16 protein-coding genes are annotated in these 14405 nt (G+C 52.1%); 6 read left to right on the forward strand and 10 right to left on the reverse strand.

Annotated features, from left to right (window positions below; all coding sequences use genetic code 11):
• Positions 1 to 2: 2 nt before the first annotated feature.
• The 3 genes from sufA to ACOT0L_RS21335 form a co-directional block, all read right to left on the reverse strand.
• Positions 3 to 371 (reverse strand): Fe-S cluster assembly scaffold SufA, encoded by a 369-nt coding sequence (sufA, locus tag ACOT0L_RS21325; protein ID WP_022647873.1) that lies wholly within the window; start codon positions 369 to 371, stop codon positions 3 to 5.
• A 321-nt stretch (positions 372 to 692) separates the two neighbouring features.
• On the reverse strand, positions 693 to 1421 hold the full coding sequence (locus ACOT0L_RS21330) for a MerR family transcriptional regulator (RefSeq protein WP_023299929.1): 729 nt from the start codon (positions 1419 to 1421) through the stop codon (positions 693 to 695).
• 188 nt (positions 1422 to 1609) lie between these two features.
• Positions 1610 to 2830 (reverse strand): diguanylate phosphodiesterase, encoded by a 1221-nt coding sequence (locus ACOT0L_RS21335; RefSeq protein ID WP_023299928.1) that lies wholly within the window; start codon positions 2828 to 2830, stop codon positions 1610 to 1612.
• Positions 2831 to 3169: 339 nt separating this feature from the next.
• On the opposite strand from ACOT0L_RS21335, the gene ycgZ reads away from it, so the two are divergent.
• From ycgZ to fdhF, 4 genes are all read left to right on the forward strand, one after another.
• On the forward strand, positions 3170 to 3409 hold the full coding sequence (gene ycgZ, locus ACOT0L_RS21340; protein WP_022647869.1) for a regulatory protein YcgZ: 240 nt from the start codon (positions 3170 to 3172) through the stop codon (positions 3407 to 3409).
• Positions 3410 to 3413: 4 nt separating this feature from the next.
• Positions 3414 to 3734, forward strand: a complete 321-nt coding sequence (locus ACOT0L_RS21345) for a hypothetical protein (RefSeq protein ID WP_126504192.1) — start codon at positions 3414 to 3416, stop codon at positions 3732 to 3734.
• 29 nt (positions 3735 to 3763) lie between these two features.
• Positions 3764 to 4042, forward strand: a complete 279-nt coding sequence (locus tag ACOT0L_RS21350; protein WP_022647868.1) for a biofilm/acid-resistance regulator YmgB/AriR — start codon at positions 3764 to 3766, stop codon at positions 4040 to 4042.
• A 193-nt stretch (positions 4043 to 4235) separates the two neighbouring features.
• Complete coding sequence (gene fdhF / locus ACOT0L_RS21355) at positions 4236 to 6386, forward strand: formate dehydrogenase subunit alpha (RefSeq protein WP_126504190.1); 2151 nt, start codon at positions 4236 to 4238, stop codon at positions 6384 to 6386.
• 52 nt (positions 6387 to 6438) lie between these two features.
• Here fdhF and ACOT0L_RS21360 read toward each other — a convergent pair whose 3' ends face one another.
• Genes ACOT0L_RS21360 through ACOT0L_RS21385 form a run of 6 tightly spaced genes read right to left on the reverse strand, consistent with a single transcriptional unit; the run spans position 6439 to position 12443 of the window.
• Positions 6439 to 7092, reverse strand: a complete 654-nt coding sequence (locus ACOT0L_RS21360; RefSeq protein ID WP_022647866.1) for a helix-turn-helix transcriptional regulator — start codon at positions 7090 to 7092, stop codon at positions 6439 to 6441.
• A 41-nt stretch (positions 7093 to 7133) separates the two neighbouring features.
• Positions 7134 to 7646 carry a fimbrial protein gene (locus tag ACOT0L_RS21365; protein ID WP_022647865.1) on the reverse strand — a complete coding sequence of 171 codons (513 nt, stop codon included), beginning with the start codon at positions 7644 to 7646 and terminating at the stop codon, positions 7134 to 7136.
• 11 nt (positions 7647 to 7657) lie between these two features.
• A complete protein-coding gene (locus ACOT0L_RS21370; RefSeq protein WP_058677986.1) occupies positions 7658 to 8605 on the reverse strand; it encodes a fimbrial protein in 948 nt (315 codons plus the stop codon).
• 1 nt (position 8606) lies between these two features.
• Positions 8607 to 11150, reverse strand: a complete 2544-nt coding sequence (locus ACOT0L_RS21375) for a fimbria/pilus outer membrane usher protein (RefSeq protein ID WP_126504188.1) — start codon at positions 11148 to 11150, stop codon at positions 8607 to 8609.
• Positions 11151 to 11177: 27 nt separating this feature from the next.
• Positions 11178 to 11855 carry a fimbrial biogenesis chaperone gene (locus ACOT0L_RS21380; RefSeq protein WP_022647862.1) on the reverse strand — a complete coding sequence of 226 codons (678 nt, stop codon included), beginning with the start codon at positions 11853 to 11855 and terminating at the stop codon, positions 11178 to 11180.
• A gap of 57 nt (positions 11856 to 11912) precedes the next feature.
• The gene (locus ACOT0L_RS21385) at positions 11913 to 12443 is read right to left on the reverse strand and encodes a fimbrial protein (protein ID WP_022647861.1); all 531 of its coding nucleotides are present in this window, start codon (positions 12441 to 12443) and stop codon (positions 11913 to 11915) included.
• 354 nt (positions 12444 to 12797) lie between these two features.
• Here ACOT0L_RS21385 and ACOT0L_RS21390 point away from each other — a divergent pair, with 354 nt between their 5' ends.
• Positions 12798 to 13457 (forward strand): winged helix-turn-helix transcriptional regulator, encoded by a 660-nt coding sequence (locus ACOT0L_RS21390; RefSeq protein ID WP_022647860.1) that lies wholly within the window; start codon positions 12798 to 12800, stop codon positions 13455 to 13457.
• Positions 13458 to 13534: 77 nt separating this feature from the next.
• Positions 13535 to 14164 (forward strand): helix-turn-helix domain-containing protein, encoded by a 630-nt coding sequence (locus ACOT0L_RS21395; RefSeq protein ID WP_023299922.1) that lies wholly within the window; start codon positions 13535 to 13537, stop codon positions 14162 to 14164.
• A 46-nt stretch (positions 14165 to 14210) separates the two neighbouring features.
• Here the strand turns inward: ACOT0L_RS21395 and ACOT0L_RS21400 are convergent, their stop codons facing one another.
• Positions 14211 to 14405 carry a YdiH family protein gene (locus tag ACOT0L_RS21400; protein WP_003857766.1) on the reverse strand — a complete coding sequence of 65 codons (195 nt, stop codon included), beginning with the start codon at positions 14403 to 14405 and terminating at the stop codon, positions 14211 to 14213.

Raw genomic sequence — 14405 nt, forward strand, 5'->3', positions numbered from 1 at the left:
GCCTATACCCCAAAGCTTTCGCCGCAGCCGCATTCGTTCTGGGCTTTCGGGTTATGAAATTTGAATAACTGGTTTAAACCTTCCCGAACGTAGTCGACTTCGGTTCCATCAATAAACGGCATAGCCTGTAGCGCGACGTATAACTTTGCACCGTCGGTTTCAAAGACCAGATCGTCCTTTTTGGGTTCGGTTACGGTATCCAGCACGTAGCCAAATCCTGCGCAGCCCGTCTGCTTAACGCCTAAGCGTACGCCGAGGATGTCGGGATTTTTTGCCACCAGCTCATGAATATGCGCCGCCGCCGCGGGCGTCAGCGTTAAGCCACGCCAGGCAAAATCGGCCGGATTGAAGGTTTCTGAATGCAGTTCCATAGGTCCACCTCATCTGATAAGCCACCAGGGCATAACACCATGTTAGTGATAACGATTATCACTTCAACCCCCTGCGAGCAGGGGCTTTGGGCTAAACCGCCCTTTTTGGCTACTTTCATTAAGCATAGACCCTGTGACGGGATGCGGATGGGTGGGTTAGTTTTGTTCAATGCATTGATAAATAATGCATTTCATAAGAAAGGCGGTAAGGTGGCGGGCAATAATAAAAATTGTATTGAAAATACCTATTTTTAAGATAGCTATCTTCCAATAAGAAAGCGGGCTCGAAAAGACAAAAAGGCCCTGACGGACCCCTTAACATCAGTGATGGAACGAGACGGCGAAACCCTGTTCACGCCAGTGGTCGAGCTGCTCCTGTTGACGAGGCGTAGGTGCTTTACCGGTCCAGACGAAAATTTTTTGTCCAGGGAAAAGTTCCGGACGTGGAGAATCAATCGGTTCAGCCAGCACGTCGATATGCCAGCCCTTGTAGGCAAGACGGGCCGCTTCCAGCCACAAATGCGTACGGTCATCGCACTCCCATCCAACCAGTAGCGCATCTTTACCTGCTTTTTTTCGTGATTCAACCAGACTAGTAACGGCAAACTCAATCAGGACACCGTCGAGCAGGCTCGCCATATGACGCACCGTATTCTGATCCTGATTCATTCGCTGACGGACAGGGGTGATGATATTATCTATCAGAACATCCATCGCATGGTCGCGGCGGAACTCACTGATTTTGGCGCGCAGTTTTGCCGGATTGGCATAGCGCAGAACGGTTAACATTTCTTCCTGAAACGATGCCCAGTTCCCATGCGTCATCACTTCTGTATTTTCAAGAAGCGCTTTTACTTTACCGACCGAAACACCCGTTTTCATCAGGCGTTTGATCTCTTCGATACGCAGGATATCTTCATCGTCAAACTGACGATGACCCCCTTCACTTCGCTGCGGCTTCAACAATCCATAACGGCGCTGCCAGGCACGCAGCGTAACGGGGTTGATACCGCATCGTTCGGCCACTTCGCCGATACTGTAATAGGCCATTAACTCCCTCACGCACAATACTTCCATACCTAACCAAACCAACCTTATCAGATTGTACAAATCATTTGTATAACTAACTCCTCGTTCTGAGACAAGTGAATGGCTCAAAGAACCCCTCACTCGTTAATGTATTGTTGTATAAATTTAGCCGTACGTACAGGTCACTATAAAGAGTTACGTACAGGTTTTTATAAATCGTACTTTTTCTCGGGCCAGGCAATCGCCGGAATGCCCCCCAGACGCGGGCTGGCGAAAAGGTGCCCCTGGAACTGAGAAATCCCGGCAGATTCCAGCCACATCCACTCTTCAGCCAACTCTACGCCTACCGCACAGAACAGAATTTCCAGGGACGCGCAGCATTTAATAATTGACTGAATGATCGCCTGACGCGGGCCGCTCTTGTGCACGTTGGCAATCAAATCACGGTTGATCTTGATTCTGTCCGGCTGAAACTGGGCCAGCAGTTGCAGACCGGCGAATCCCGCGCCAAAGTGATCGATGGCCACGCTGATCCCGGCGCTTTTAAGCTGTCTGACCGCGCTGGTGAACTCTTCGAAGCGCGAGATGGCCTCGCTCTCGGTGAACTCGACTACAATTTGCTCCGGCACAAAACCGTTCGCCTCAATTGCCGTCAGTAAAAAATCGACGGCGCCAGGAACATTGACCAGCGTCATCGGCAGCAGATTAATGGACAACGTTTGAGTCTGTAGGCCCAGCGCGCTGGCCATCGACAAAGCCACCTGTTTACTCTTCAGATCCGATTCGTACAGCGCCTCACGCGACAGGTGGGCAAAATAGCTTTCCGGGGACTCACCGGACGGCGTGCGGATCAGGGCTTCCCAGGAAACTACCTGCTGCATAAACGGATCGACGATAGGTTGAAATGCGAAACTACAGTCCGCGCCCTTTGCCACTACCGTCGGCTGGGAGGATAACGGCGTATTTTCGGTGACAAACTCCCAGGCGTCAGCCGGAGGCAGCTCAAAGTAGTTGGCTTTTTCAGTGGCCTCAACGAAGGTGCGGAAAAATTGCAGGGCGCGATCGTTATAGGTCAGCTGATAGCGCGTTGTGCCTTTATCGAGTACCTGTTGCAGCACTTCGTTGGTGTCGTACTGACGAAGGTCGAAGAGCTCCATACCCACATTGCCAAAACGTCTTGAAGGCCCGTGATCGCTCAACAATTCGACCACGTTGTGATGCCGTGGGTCACGGCAGATGAGCTCATAGATCTCCTTAACGTTATCAGCGGGCCCTTCAAGTAACTGAAAAAAGTGTGTGCCGTTAAACAGCAAAATCCCCGTCACATCGAACTGGCGATTTCTACAATTTGCAGCAGCGACCATGTCTTCCAGCGCTTTCACTGGAACGTCCTCGCAGATATGACTGCGGTAAATGATGGTTGTGAGCATGCTAATCCTGAAGATTGAGGGGGTGACCACGAAAACACGTGGGGAAAACTCTGTTATAGCACATTAATTGCCCAACAAATAATTTACATCTCAACGATTTACACGGCTTTTTTGTGTCATTTACGGGCTTGTACAACTCTGCGACGCCGCTTCGGATTGTACAATATATCTTGTGAATACCGCAGTAAATCGTATAAGAATAAGCATCTGATAAATAATGATTTTATAAAATATATTATAAAATATTTAAAAAATTGTACATTTTAAATGTACAGATTTGAAAATTATGTATACCTTAAATGTAACGTTACTGATTACAGAATTTTACAGGAGCGAAACATGCAGCAGAACGGATACGTCGCAGACTCAGCAACAGCGATTGCGCAGTACTTCGAAAAAGCCGCGCTTCCAACCCAACAGGAAACCCTGGGTCAGGTTGTTGTTGAAATCCTTAGCGATGGGCGGAATCTGAATCGCAAATCGCTCTGCACAAAACTGTTGAGTCGCCTTGAAAGGGCCAATGGTCCGGAAGAGGAACATCATTATCACCTGCTTCTTGGTCTGCTCTTCGAACGTTAATGTTATGAACAGCAGTGATGCGGACAGACTGATCGACCAGCTTATTGGAGAAGCCGCTCTTTCACTTTTGAAGGAGCGCGGTCCCGTGACGACCGAGGGATTGGTTCAGCGTCTGCGTAACATGCAAGCCTGTGAGACGGATCCCCAGCGGCGGGAGACATTAGCGAGGGTGATAGCTGAAATCAGCACAGGCACTGTCGCTTTTAAAGGTCGCAGAACCGCACAAGGACGAATAAAGAGAGAGGGATCTCTCAAAAATAATCGAGACAATGTAGTGCCGTTATTTGGAAATGGAAAACCGTCCGATCCCAAAAAGATGCATTGACTACAACTTTACAGCAACGGTGAGAACAAATGAGACAAAATATTCAGCTTCAACCCGAATACCACTCCGCCTTTTTAGATAGCGCGTTGTCGGAGTATTTCCGTCACGCAGGCGATCGCTTTGCTGAAGAGTCTGCCATTTTTTCGACTGCGGTTCGTTGTGTTCTCGCTTCTGAAGGTCATCTGACCAACAAAGCGATCATTCTCTGGCTGATCCAGACGCTGGAAACCACCGACGATGTCGTTAAGGCGGATGTGATCCGCAAGACGCTGGAAATTGTTGTCGGTTATACCATGGACGATCTTTAACGCCTCTCCCTTCCCATCCCTACGGATAGCGTGTCATCGTCAATACTGACGAACAGACTGACGATGACACACCCTCTCTTCCCTGACGCCCTGTTAATCAAGCACGCTGAATGTGGCATGGATCCTGCTTAGTCCGCTAAGGAACTGGGCTTTCCAGTAAACATTGCTTCATTTCTTAACAGGTCTGTTATTGATGAAAAAAATCGCCAGCGTCTGCCCTTACTGTGGTGCAGGCTGCAAACTAAACCTCGTCGTTAAAAATAACCGGATTATCCGTGCCGAAGCCGCTGATGGCGTAACCAATCAGGGCACGCTTTGCCTGAAAGGATTCTACGGCTGGGACTTTCTTAACGACACACGGCTGCTTACCCCCCGTCTTACGCAGCCCATGATCCGCTACAGCAAAGGTGAGTCCTTTACCCCTGTTACCTGGGAAGAGGCCATTCGCTATACTGCTCACAGGCTTAAAAGCATCAAAGATCAGTACGGCCCTCGATCCATTATGACCACGGGGTCCTCGCGTGGAACGGGCAATGAGACCAACTATGTGATGCAAAAATTTGCCCGTGCGGTGCTGAGCACTAACAACGTCGACTGCTGCGCCCGCGTCTGTCACGGTCCGTCCGTTGCCGGTTTACAGGAGACCCTCGGCAACGGTGCCATGAGCAATTCCATTAACGATATTGAAAACTCAAAATGCCTGCTGGTGTTCGGCTATAACTGCGCCGACTCTCACCCCATCGTCGCCCGACGCGTGCTTAAAGCACGTGAAAATGGCGCAAAAATCATCGTCTGCGATCCGCGTCATATTGAAACGGCACGCATTGCCGATCTTCATCTTCAGTTGAAAAACGGCAGTAACATGGCGCTGGTCAATGCCTTTGGCTATGTCCTGCTTGAAGAGGAACTGTACGACAAAAACTACGTTGCCCGCTTCACAGAAGGGCTTGAGGCTTACCGACTGACGGTAAAAGATTACGCACCCGAGCAGGTTGAATATCTGACGGGCATTCCCGCGCGGGATGTTCGTCAGGCAATGCGCATGTTCGCGGCGGCGCCTTCAGCAACGGTAATGTGGGGAATGGGCGTTACGCAGTTTGGTCAGGCGGTTGATGTGGTGAAAGGTCTCTCCAGCCTGGCGCTGCTCACCGGCAACCTGGGCCGCCCTGCCGTCGGCGTAGGTCCGGTTCGCGGGCAAAATAACGTTCAGGGTGCCTGCGATATGGGCGTTTTGCCCAATATGTTCCCCGGCTACCAGGATGTCACTGACCCGGCGGTCAGACTGAAATTTGCCGATGCGTGGAAAATCAATGTCAGCCGGATGGACGATCGCGTCGGGACGCGTATCACCGAAGTGCCGCATCTCGCGCTGGAAGGTAAGATCAAAGCCTATTACATCATGGGGGAAGATCCGCTTCAGACAGAAGCCGATCTGGGCCTGGTCCGCCGCGGCTTTGAGTCCCTCGATTTTGTGGTGGTTCAGGACATCTTTATGACCAAAACGGCAGAGGTGGCTGACGTACTGCTCCCTGCCACGTCATGGGGAGAACATGCTGGCGTGTTCACCTGTGCCGATCGCGGCTTCCAGCGTTTTGGCAAGGCCATTGAGGCCAGCGGCAACGTCAAGCGCGACTGGGAGATCATCAGCCTGCTGGCCACGGAGATGGGCTATCCCATGCATTACGAGAATAACCAGCAGATCTGGGACGAAATGCGCGAGCTGTGCCCCCTCTTCTACGGCGTGACCTACGAAAAAATGGGCGAGATGGGCCATGTCCAGTGGCCCTGCCCAACCCTTGATCATCCCGGCACACCCTATTTGTACAGGGATAATCAGTTCGACACCCCCACTGGCAAAGGCCAGCTGTTTGCTGCCCCCTGGCGCGCTCCGGCCGAGACACCGGATACGGAATACCCGCTGGTACTTTGCACGGTGCGCGAAGTCGGTCACTACTCCTGTCGCTCAATGACCGGGAACTGCGCGGCGCTGCAAAGCCTGGCCGACGAGCCGGGCCGGGTGCAAATGAACCCGGCCGACGCTGATGAGCGTGGGATCGCCGACGGCCAATTGGTCTGGGTACGTTCACGCCGGGGTAAAGTGATCACGCGCGCCAGCATCAGCGAGCGCATCAATGCGGGAGCAATCTATATGACCTACCAGTGGTGGATTGGCGCCTGTAATGAGCTGACGCAGGATAATCTAGACCCGATCTCCAGAACGCCTGAAACGAAATATTGCGCCGTGCAGATGGAGGCGATCGAGGACCAGCGCTGGGCGGAGGATTTTGCGGCTTCTGCGTACCAGACCATGAAGACGCGGTTGATCGCTGCGGTTAACGTTTAAATGCATTGCCGGGTGGTGGCTATCACTGCCCGGCCAGCTATCCGCTGGCGTTTTACGCTATCTGTTCTGCATAATTATTTTCAAGGTAATCGCGAAGCAGGTTCGGACGGCTCTTTTTCTCCATCAGCCTTCTCAACAGTACGATCAGCTCGTAATCGCTTCGCAGATTAAATTTTTGCATCAGCATATATTTATGGGTAAAGACCGTTTTCTGGCTCATCTCCAGCGCCTGAGCGGTCTGTACTACCGACAGCCCTCGGTAAAAATTGACCAGAATACGAATTTGTTGCCGGGATAACCCTTTATGCTGGCAGTCGAAGCAGTTATGTTTAGTCCATGTATAACCCGGTAATTGCGTCCTGAACCACGCGATAAACAGTACGCCACTGATACGATCAAGCGATGCACGGCGAGGGAGAAAAATAATGTCCTGAAAGCAGGAGGGCAACGCCGAAAAGCGCAGTTCATCGTCGACAAACCCTAGCACAATCCCTTTTTGCCGGGCGAGTAACTCGGGAAAACAGGTTAGTGTTTCACCCTGGCATAATGACAGGACAATAATATCGGCCTGACTGACGTTTTCATGGGTCAGCGCCAGGTTAAATGTGATGGCACGATGAAAGTTATGTTTAAAAAAATCCTCGAAAAATTCATGTAGCCCAGCCTGAAAAAATAGATCGGTTTCCTGAATCAGAATATTTAACATAGCTCATACCAACGTCTTTAAAAAAGGCATATCACCGGCGCTCAGTTGTACTGCATCGTCATCACCACAACTGCACTGATGCTTCCCGGCGTGACGCCACCCGTCACGGATTTAACCGAGGCCTGCATAGCCATTGTCGCGGTTCTGTCGGCACCAATAGTTTGAGTCATGCCAGAGCCTGTTCCTTTAAGCGTACCCGTTTGGGCATCGCGCATGGCTATCGCCACGTGCGTGGCCGAACCGCTGTTCATAAAATAGTCCGCGCCCGCCGCGGGATCGGGGCTGCCGGTAAAAGAGACGGTCACACTCTGCGTTCCCGTTGGGCACTGGGTGAACAGCAGACTAAATGGCACCGGATCCGATGTTGAGCCCGGCGTCGCCATATTGGTTGCCTGAATATTGCCCAGATTGACATCGAGGCTGTTACTCCCGCCATTAAATATGCACGGCGACGCAACGATATTTCCCGTCACACCGATGTTGACGCTATCAGCGGTGAAAGCCTTCCCGCTGAGTAAAGCCAGTAACAGCAGTGTCCCGTATATTATTTTCATCTTCGTACCTGCTACTGATAGGTCAAATTAAGGGTGGCGGAGGCATTTGCTGAACCTGACTCCACGCGGTTCAACGTCTGGTAATATCGGGCCGTTAACGGCAATGTCTCTTGCCCGCCGGCAGACTGCCGCAAGAATAGTCGGCTGTTCATCACCAGCGGCGCACCGTTATAGATAAGCTGCACCCCAACCCCTTTTGCGGTGCCGGCATTCCCCTGCCCGGTTAAGGCCATCACGCTGGTATTGGCGCTGTCCGGATTCTGTATTCCACTGAGCGAGACCGTAATATTGGTTCCGGCGGCGCAGGTTAAGCCCAGGTTTTGCGTGTTCTGTGCTCCCGCTGGCGTGGTGCCCACCACGGTGCCGAACGCCGAGGCGGGGATATCCCCGATCGGAAACGTCAGCTGTGACGTATTCACCGTGCACGCCATGGCATTAATGGTACCGGCGGTGAGCTGCGTGGTCAGGCCGTCACGATAGATGCCGTCGCTCCCCTGAAGCGTCACGACGCCGATCGCCCCCGGGGTTAACGCCCCCGATGAGACCGGGCCAGTCACCACCAGCTCAATCCTCCCGCCATACCAGTCGACATAGGAGGTCTGCGCATTGTACGAGAACGTATTGCTCGGGTTTTCAAAATAGGCGTTGGAGGAAAAGCGTATGCCTATCCCGCTGACGTTAGTGTTGTAAACATGATTGCCGTAGCTGCTCAACGTGGCGCTGTTGTAGCGCATGCTGAATCCCAGCATCAGCGGATTAGCACATCCAGTAAGATAGGAACCGGTGGCTGTCGCCGCGCCGGAAAAGACCACCGTGCCGACAGGCGCATCACGCTGCACGTTAATCGTCCCCACGGACAGGGTTGACAGCTGCGGCGTGATGGTGGTGCACGTACCGGCACGGGCGAGGTTTCCCGCCGCGAGCAAACAGAGAAGCAAAATCACGATAAGCCATTTCATGTTAACGTTCCTGACGGCAGGAGGCGCGCATGTCAGCGATCCCACCGAATGTTGAGTGTGTCGGCAGGCTGAAATCAGCGCGGCATTGCTGGCTGGGCTGACTCCCCCATGTCGCGACTAACGTCCCCTCCTCGCGCATACCGGTTAAATAAACCTGACCGCGATCGCCCACAATAAAACTGCTGCTCTCATCACCGACAAGGGTGACCACCGCCCCAAACGGAACGGCGCGTTCGTTGTCGGTCAAAGTCATCAGCACCCGGCGACCTGACTTCGGCAAATAATCGGCTCTCACCACCGCTCCCCGCGTCGGCGTCACCGTGCGGGTGTTGATCTCCAGTTCGACATCCTCCGGCATATTTTCCGGATCGAGAGTGAGATCGTTTTTTCGGTAGACCGAAAGGTTGCTCACGACCGTATAACCGCGAAAATCTGTCCGTACACCGGGCTGATTGCGGATATCCACGCCGTGGGCGCCAGGCGCTTTAATTAAGGCGTTGGTCTCCCCCAGCGGCTGAGAAAGCGTGATGCCATCAGCATGGGCGAGAATGCCGCCTTGTAGCCCGTAATTCAGGCGTTCACTGTTTTTGTCATAACCATACCCCGCCGTGGCTTCGCCATAGGTGCCTCTGTAGTCCGCGTTAACGCTGCCGGTATAGCCCACGCCCTCTGTGCCGTATCCCTGCTGCACGTTCCAGTTCAGGGCTCGGTTTTCGAGAGCCACCCCGTTCAGACCGATGCTGTGTGTCATCCCGTTATTCCTGCTGGCGTTCATGCCATAGTTCGCCCATGTCTGCGGCAAAAATTTATCCAGCGGAATGCTGATGTTGAACGCCAGAAGCTGGTCGTGGTCAGCGTTTTTTTGGTTGTCGTGGGTTTCTGACGCTGAGCGGACATTTTTGCTGTAGGTCCATGTCAGGCCATAGCTGATGTTGTGCCAGTAGTTGCTATAGCCGACGCTCCACGAAGCCATCGACTTATCGTCATTCCAGTAATCTTCCTGCGCCGCACTGAGGGTAAGCGCGCCCAGGTTATCCCCCAGCGTCTGGCTCATCGTCAGCTCGGCACGGTTACGTCGCCTGTCCTGAAGCGCGCTGCTGTCGCCGTACGAATCGAGGACCTCCTGCATCCCGTAATAGCCGCGGGTCGAGTAGCGATACCCGGCAATCGAAAAGTTCGTCCCGGTATTAATAAAATTCTTGCTGTATCGGGCCCGCCACGACTGACCGCTTGTTTTCGCGGCATGCTCCGGCGTTGACCAGCCCTGGGTGAGGTCTGCGGATATCGCCCCGAAATCGCCCATGTTCTTGCCCACCCCCAGAGCCGCCGACTGGTACTTATCTGCCCCCTGAACGCCTCCATAGAGCGTGAGGCCGTAAGGGAGGCCGTAGATTCCGGTCAGTTGCCCGAAGGGGGTTTTCTCCACGCTACGGTTATACGATCGATACTGCCCGGCGGTAAGGGCATATTTCAGGCGCCCCTCCCGTTGCAGGACCGGCAGCGAAGCGTACGGCAGGGTGAAATGTTGCTCACTGCCATCAGCTTCGACGATCGTGACATCAAGATCGCCCGCGCCGCCGGTGGGATACATATCCGCGATCTCAAACGCGCCCGGCGCCACATAGCTTTGGTAGATTTGATAGCCATTCTGACGCACCACGACCTGCGCGTTAGTTCGCGCAATACCGCGCACCACCGGCGCATAGCCTTTCAGGGAATCCGGTAACATATCGTCGTCGGACGCCAGCTGGACGCCGCGAAAAGGCATGCTGTCAAAGACATCGGCAGGGGCGGAACTGTCTCCGAGCGTAAGCTGGGCTTGCAGGGGAATAATCGCGCGCTGCATCAAGGTATAGACATTGTCCCACTTATCCTGGCCGGACGCATCGCGGGACCAGGTGGTGTAGTTGCGTAACCGCCAGGGACCGACGTTGATCCCCGGTCGCAGGTTTGCATACTGACTGTCGCTGCGGGTGCCTGCCCCGCTTCTTGCCCGGCTGTTCGCGCCGCTCAGGCTGTAGTTGAGCATAGCCGCGGTAATGCCTTCATCCCACATCTCCGGCGGAACGTAACCTCTCGCTGGCAGATCTATGGCCGCCTGTGGGATGCTGATTGCCAGACGCTGGGCGCCAAACTGGAAGTCCGCGCTGGCCTGTGGAATCGCCTTGAGATCGGCGCATTCTCCTTGCCCGGCGTCGAGCTGCGGGAAAAGCGCCGTTTTCACGCCCCACGCTTTTAACTGCCTGATACTCAGGCACGGCTGCAACGTTTCACTGCCGTTAGCATCCTTCACTGCCATGAAACGAATATCCCGCGTTTCCAGCAGCCGCTCGTCAAGAATAATATCCACGTGGTACGTCCCGGGCGCCTGCGAGCCGGATTCAAAGGCAGATAAATCCGCTTTTCCCATTCCGGGATTATCCAGTTCTACCAGTTCCGTATTAAACGTCTCACTGGCCCACAGTGTGGGAGAGAAACCCGCAAGCGCGAGGGCAATGAATATTGCCAGGCGCGCAGGCTGCACTGTATTAAATGCCGTTGTCATGACGAGCACCCGATTAATGCAAAGGGATCACAAACTGGCCCGGTGTAATTCGCCAGGATTGCCATAATCGTTAATGACTTTAAACGTCAGCGTATTGCCATTGGTCCCATTCGGTAACGGGAAACGAACTGAGCCTGAAGGCATTACGTACGTGACATCATCAAGTTTTTTACCCCCGACCGTTATTTCATTGAAATTGATAACGTACGGCGTTGGGTTATTTACCTGCAGAGCATTTCCCGCACGATGCCAGGTTAATTTGTTGGTTTGTTCCTCAGGGGTAGACGCACGAAGGCTCTCTGGCCGATAAATAAGTTTAATGCGCGTTTTGACGGCAATTTGCAGCGAGTTCATCTGCTTTGAAGCTGATGGAATAGCTTTAATGTTCAGCCAGAATAAACTCTCCTGCCCCTGAGGCAGCGAGCCTGTCATGACAATACGCTCAAGGTTTTTTTGCCCGCCATCCAGCCGATACAGCGGAGGCGTAATAATAAAAGGCGCTTTACCGGATTGCCCATCCTGAACATCAATCCACGACTGGATTAAATAAGGAACGTCATCAGGATTGGTGATACTTATTGACGCTTCTTTTTTTGCCCCATCGAAAATAATGCGGGTGCCGCCAATAACTACTCCAGCACTGGCGGATGTTAACGTCAGCGATAACAGCGCCATCGCCAGGCCAGTTGTCGTTATAAAACGCATTTCAATACCTCATAAAACAAGGGGCCGGGAAGCCCCCTGCTAATTACTGCCAATGACTTAGTTGTAAACCACTGAGAAGTTCGCGACCGAGTTAGCCGGGCCCGCGGTCACGGACGCTGCGGTGGAGATATACTGCGCGTAGAAGTTCAGTGTATTATCAGCCGTACTGCTGAGCGCGTAGGTATAGCTGTTGCTGCCGTACAGCGGCAGATCGGCTTTATCTGCAGTCATCAGGTTAATCGCTACCCCTGTGGCCGCCCCCGCCACGGACGTATCAATCGCCAGCAGGCTGGCGTTGGTTAAATCCGGCGTACCGTCAAAACGGACTTTTGCATTAGTGACCGTCACAGGACAGTTTTTCAAAATAATATTAAACTGCGTCGCAGCCGTTCGGGCTCCCGCCGTCGGGAATTCCGTTTTATAATAATCGCCCAATACCACCACCTGGTTCTGAGATGCCACATCTACGTCGCAGGCAGAATCCAGAATATTTCCGTTAAAATTAACGGTACCTGCCGCTGCAAATGCATTGGTCATGGTGAGTACAGAACCTGCCGCTAACATTGCCATCATCAATTTTTTATTCATAATTCTCTTTCCTGTATTACTTTATTTATTACCGATATTCAGTTGCAGAAATAAAACCCCTTTCGACGAATCAAAATTTATACAACTCTTTTTCTACGCACAATCGATTTTAGGGTCTAGCTGTAGACTCTCTTTTAACAAAAACAAAACAAATTACTTTGGAAATATCTTAACAATAAAGTCCCCGGTCTACTTTTAGACCTAAGTCAAAAATGTTTCAAATTCAACTAATTAACACTCATTAATAGGCAAGTCTATAATTAGACTCGACGAAAATATTCCCTGACCAACTGTTTTTTAAGATAATTCTTTATGTCGATCAAAAAATGATCGCATCAGTGTATGAGGCCTCTTATGAACACCCGTATTGCGCCCGTTTCAGGCAATGAAATAACAACAGTGCTTGGCGCTAAGCCTCTTAAGCACATTGAAAAAATAATCGATAATGTTTTGCCGCATACGGAAAGATGCATCATGGCTAAAGGTGAAGTCATCCATTATTATTCCGGTGATATCCGCCAGTGCTTTTTACTGTTACATGGCAGCGTGGCATTGCATCGTCGAGGTGACGGTATCGTCTTAAATTCCGAATCCGCACCTTTTATACTCGGCGTGAGCAGCCAGTTTTCTTCTGAGCACCTCTACGTCAGAGCGCTGGAAACTTCAGAGGTGGCTAGCGTTACGCTGGAGCGTTTTAATCACGTAGTCGCACAACAGAATTTATGGGAGTCCTTCTCGAACCTGCTGATCTATACCGCATCGCGCGTTTACGAACATTGTGCCCAGATATCGCAGATGTCGGCTTACGACATTATCCGCTTTCAGCTGGTAGAACTGATGCAGGAGCCGGAAGCCATAAGACAAAGCATTACCGCCGCAGCCTATATCAAAAGCCGCACCTATCTTTCACGCAGCGGCATTATGCGGATCCTGGCGGAGTTGCGGACGGGGAAATACATCACTATGGAGCGCGGCGTGCTAATCGAGATCCATCACTTACCCCGCAAGTACTGAGGCTGTTTTTATCTCTGGAGAAGGTGGAAAATAAGAGCGACACTATAGAAAGTACAGTCTCTTTCCAGGTTAACGCTATGTCTTCTGACAAACCATCGCATCGCGGCTCTCCCTATGCCCAGGAACTGATTTCCCACTTACAGCCGCACTGCGCCACGTATAAAACCGATCCCGGTGAGCAACTTGATCTGCAGGTTAACGGGCAGAGTATGTGTTATTTAATTCTCGAGGGCACAATCGCGATATACAGAAGAAGCGACGACATGATGCTTACCACCGCGCGCAGCCCCGCCCTGTTTGGTCTCGCTAATCTGACGGACATATATTTTAACGATTATCTCAAAACGGTGACGCCATGCCTGATCGGCGTGCTAGCAACCGATCGGGTGGCAGAAGTTATCAAAGAGAAGGCTTTATGGGGGCTGCTTTCTAATCATCTGATGTTTGTCTATAACCGCCTTTATCACAACGTCATGCCGAAAGGTGCGCCAACGGCTTACGAGATGATTCGTCAGCAGCTCATGATGCTGATGCAGGAAGATGACAACTACCGACGCAGCGTGACGGCGGAAAGGTACATCCGGGATAAAACCCGGCTTTCCCGCAGCGGCGTAATGCGGATACTGGCTGACCTGAAAACGGGCGGGTTCATCGAAATGGAAGAAGGCCGGCTCATTAAAATTAACAAACTGCCTGCCAAATACTGAGTTTCAGACACAAAAAAGGCCGCGCGGGCGGCCTTTTCTTCACTGCTCAATGGACGTGAACGCCCAACCGCCAGGCAAAGTAGATCTCTTCTTTCAGCTCGTTTGAAGAGAGCGCCAGCAAATCCGTAAATTCCAGCTCAAGTTGTTTCAGCTTTTTCAGGTACTGCGCCGGAGACAGATTGCTTTTATCGCGACGTAAATATTCAATTGCCAGCTGTGTTGGGGTTATTTCAGTATCCAT

This window comes from Enterobacter cloacae complex sp. XAL002 (genome assembly GCF_049236805.1).
Classification (GTDB): domain Bacteria; phylum Pseudomonadota; class Gammaproteobacteria; order Enterobacterales; family Enterobacteriaceae; genus Enterobacter; species Enterobacter intestinihominis.

Excerpts from the sequence above, each read along its gene's own strand:
- sufA (WP_022647873.1), bottom strand. The coding sequence starts at position 371 with ATGGAACTGCATTCAGAAACCTTCAATCCGGCCGATTTTGCCTGGCGT.
- ACOT0L_RS21330 (WP_023299929.1), bottom strand. The coding sequence starts at position 1,421 with ATGGCCTATTACAGTATCGGCGAAGTGGCCGAACGATGCGGTATCAAC.
- ACOT0L_RS21335 (WP_023299928.1), bottom strand. The coding sequence starts at position 2,830 with ATGCTCACAACCATCATTTACCGCAGTCATATCTGCGAGGACGTTCCA.
- ycgZ (WP_022647869.1), top strand. The coding sequence starts at position 3,170 with ATGCAGCAGAACGGATACGTCGCAGACTCAGCAACAGCGATTGCGCAG.
- ACOT0L_RS21345 (WP_126504192.1), top strand. The coding sequence starts at position 3,414 with ATGAACAGCAGTGATGCGGACAGACTGATCGACCAGCTTATTGGAGAA.
- ACOT0L_RS21350 (WP_022647868.1), top strand. The coding sequence starts at position 3,764 with ATGAGACAAAATATTCAGCTTCAACCCGAATACCACTCCGCCTTTTTA.
- fdhF (WP_126504190.1), top strand. The coding sequence starts at position 4,236 with ATGAAAAAAATCGCCAGCGTCTGCCCTTACTGTGGTGCAGGCTGCAAA.
- ACOT0L_RS21360 (WP_022647866.1), bottom strand. The coding sequence starts at position 7,092 with ATGTTAAATATTCTGATTCAGGAAACCGATCTATTTTTTCAGGCTGGG.
- ACOT0L_RS21365 (WP_022647865.1), bottom strand. The coding sequence starts at position 7,646 with ATGAAAATAATATACGGGACACTGCTGTTACTGGCTTTACTCAGCGGG.
- ACOT0L_RS21370 (WP_058677986.1), bottom strand. The coding sequence starts at position 8,605 with ATGAAATGGCTTATCGTGATTTTGCTTCTCTGTTTGCTCGCGGCGGGA.
- ACOT0L_RS21375 (WP_126504188.1), bottom strand. The coding sequence starts at position 11,150 with ATGACAACGGCATTTAATACAGTGCAGCCTGCGCGCCTGGCAATATTC.
- ACOT0L_RS21380 (WP_022647862.1), bottom strand. The coding sequence starts at position 11,855 with ATGCGTTTTATAACGACAACTGGCCTGGCGATGGCGCTGTTATCGCTG.
- ACOT0L_RS21385 (WP_022647861.1), bottom strand. The coding sequence starts at position 12,443 with ATGAATAAAAAATTGATGATGGCAATGTTAGCGGCAGGTTCTGTACTC.
- ACOT0L_RS21390 (WP_022647860.1), top strand. The coding sequence starts at position 12,798 with ATGAACACCCGTATTGCGCCCGTTTCAGGCAATGAAATAACAACAGTG.
- ACOT0L_RS21395 (WP_023299922.1), top strand. The coding sequence starts at position 13,535 with ATGTCTTCTGACAAACCATCGCATCGCGGCTCTCCCTATGCCCAGGAA.
- ACOT0L_RS21400 (WP_003857766.1), bottom strand. The coding sequence starts at position 14,405 with ATGGATACTGAAATAACCCCAACACAGCTGGCAATTGAATATTTACGT.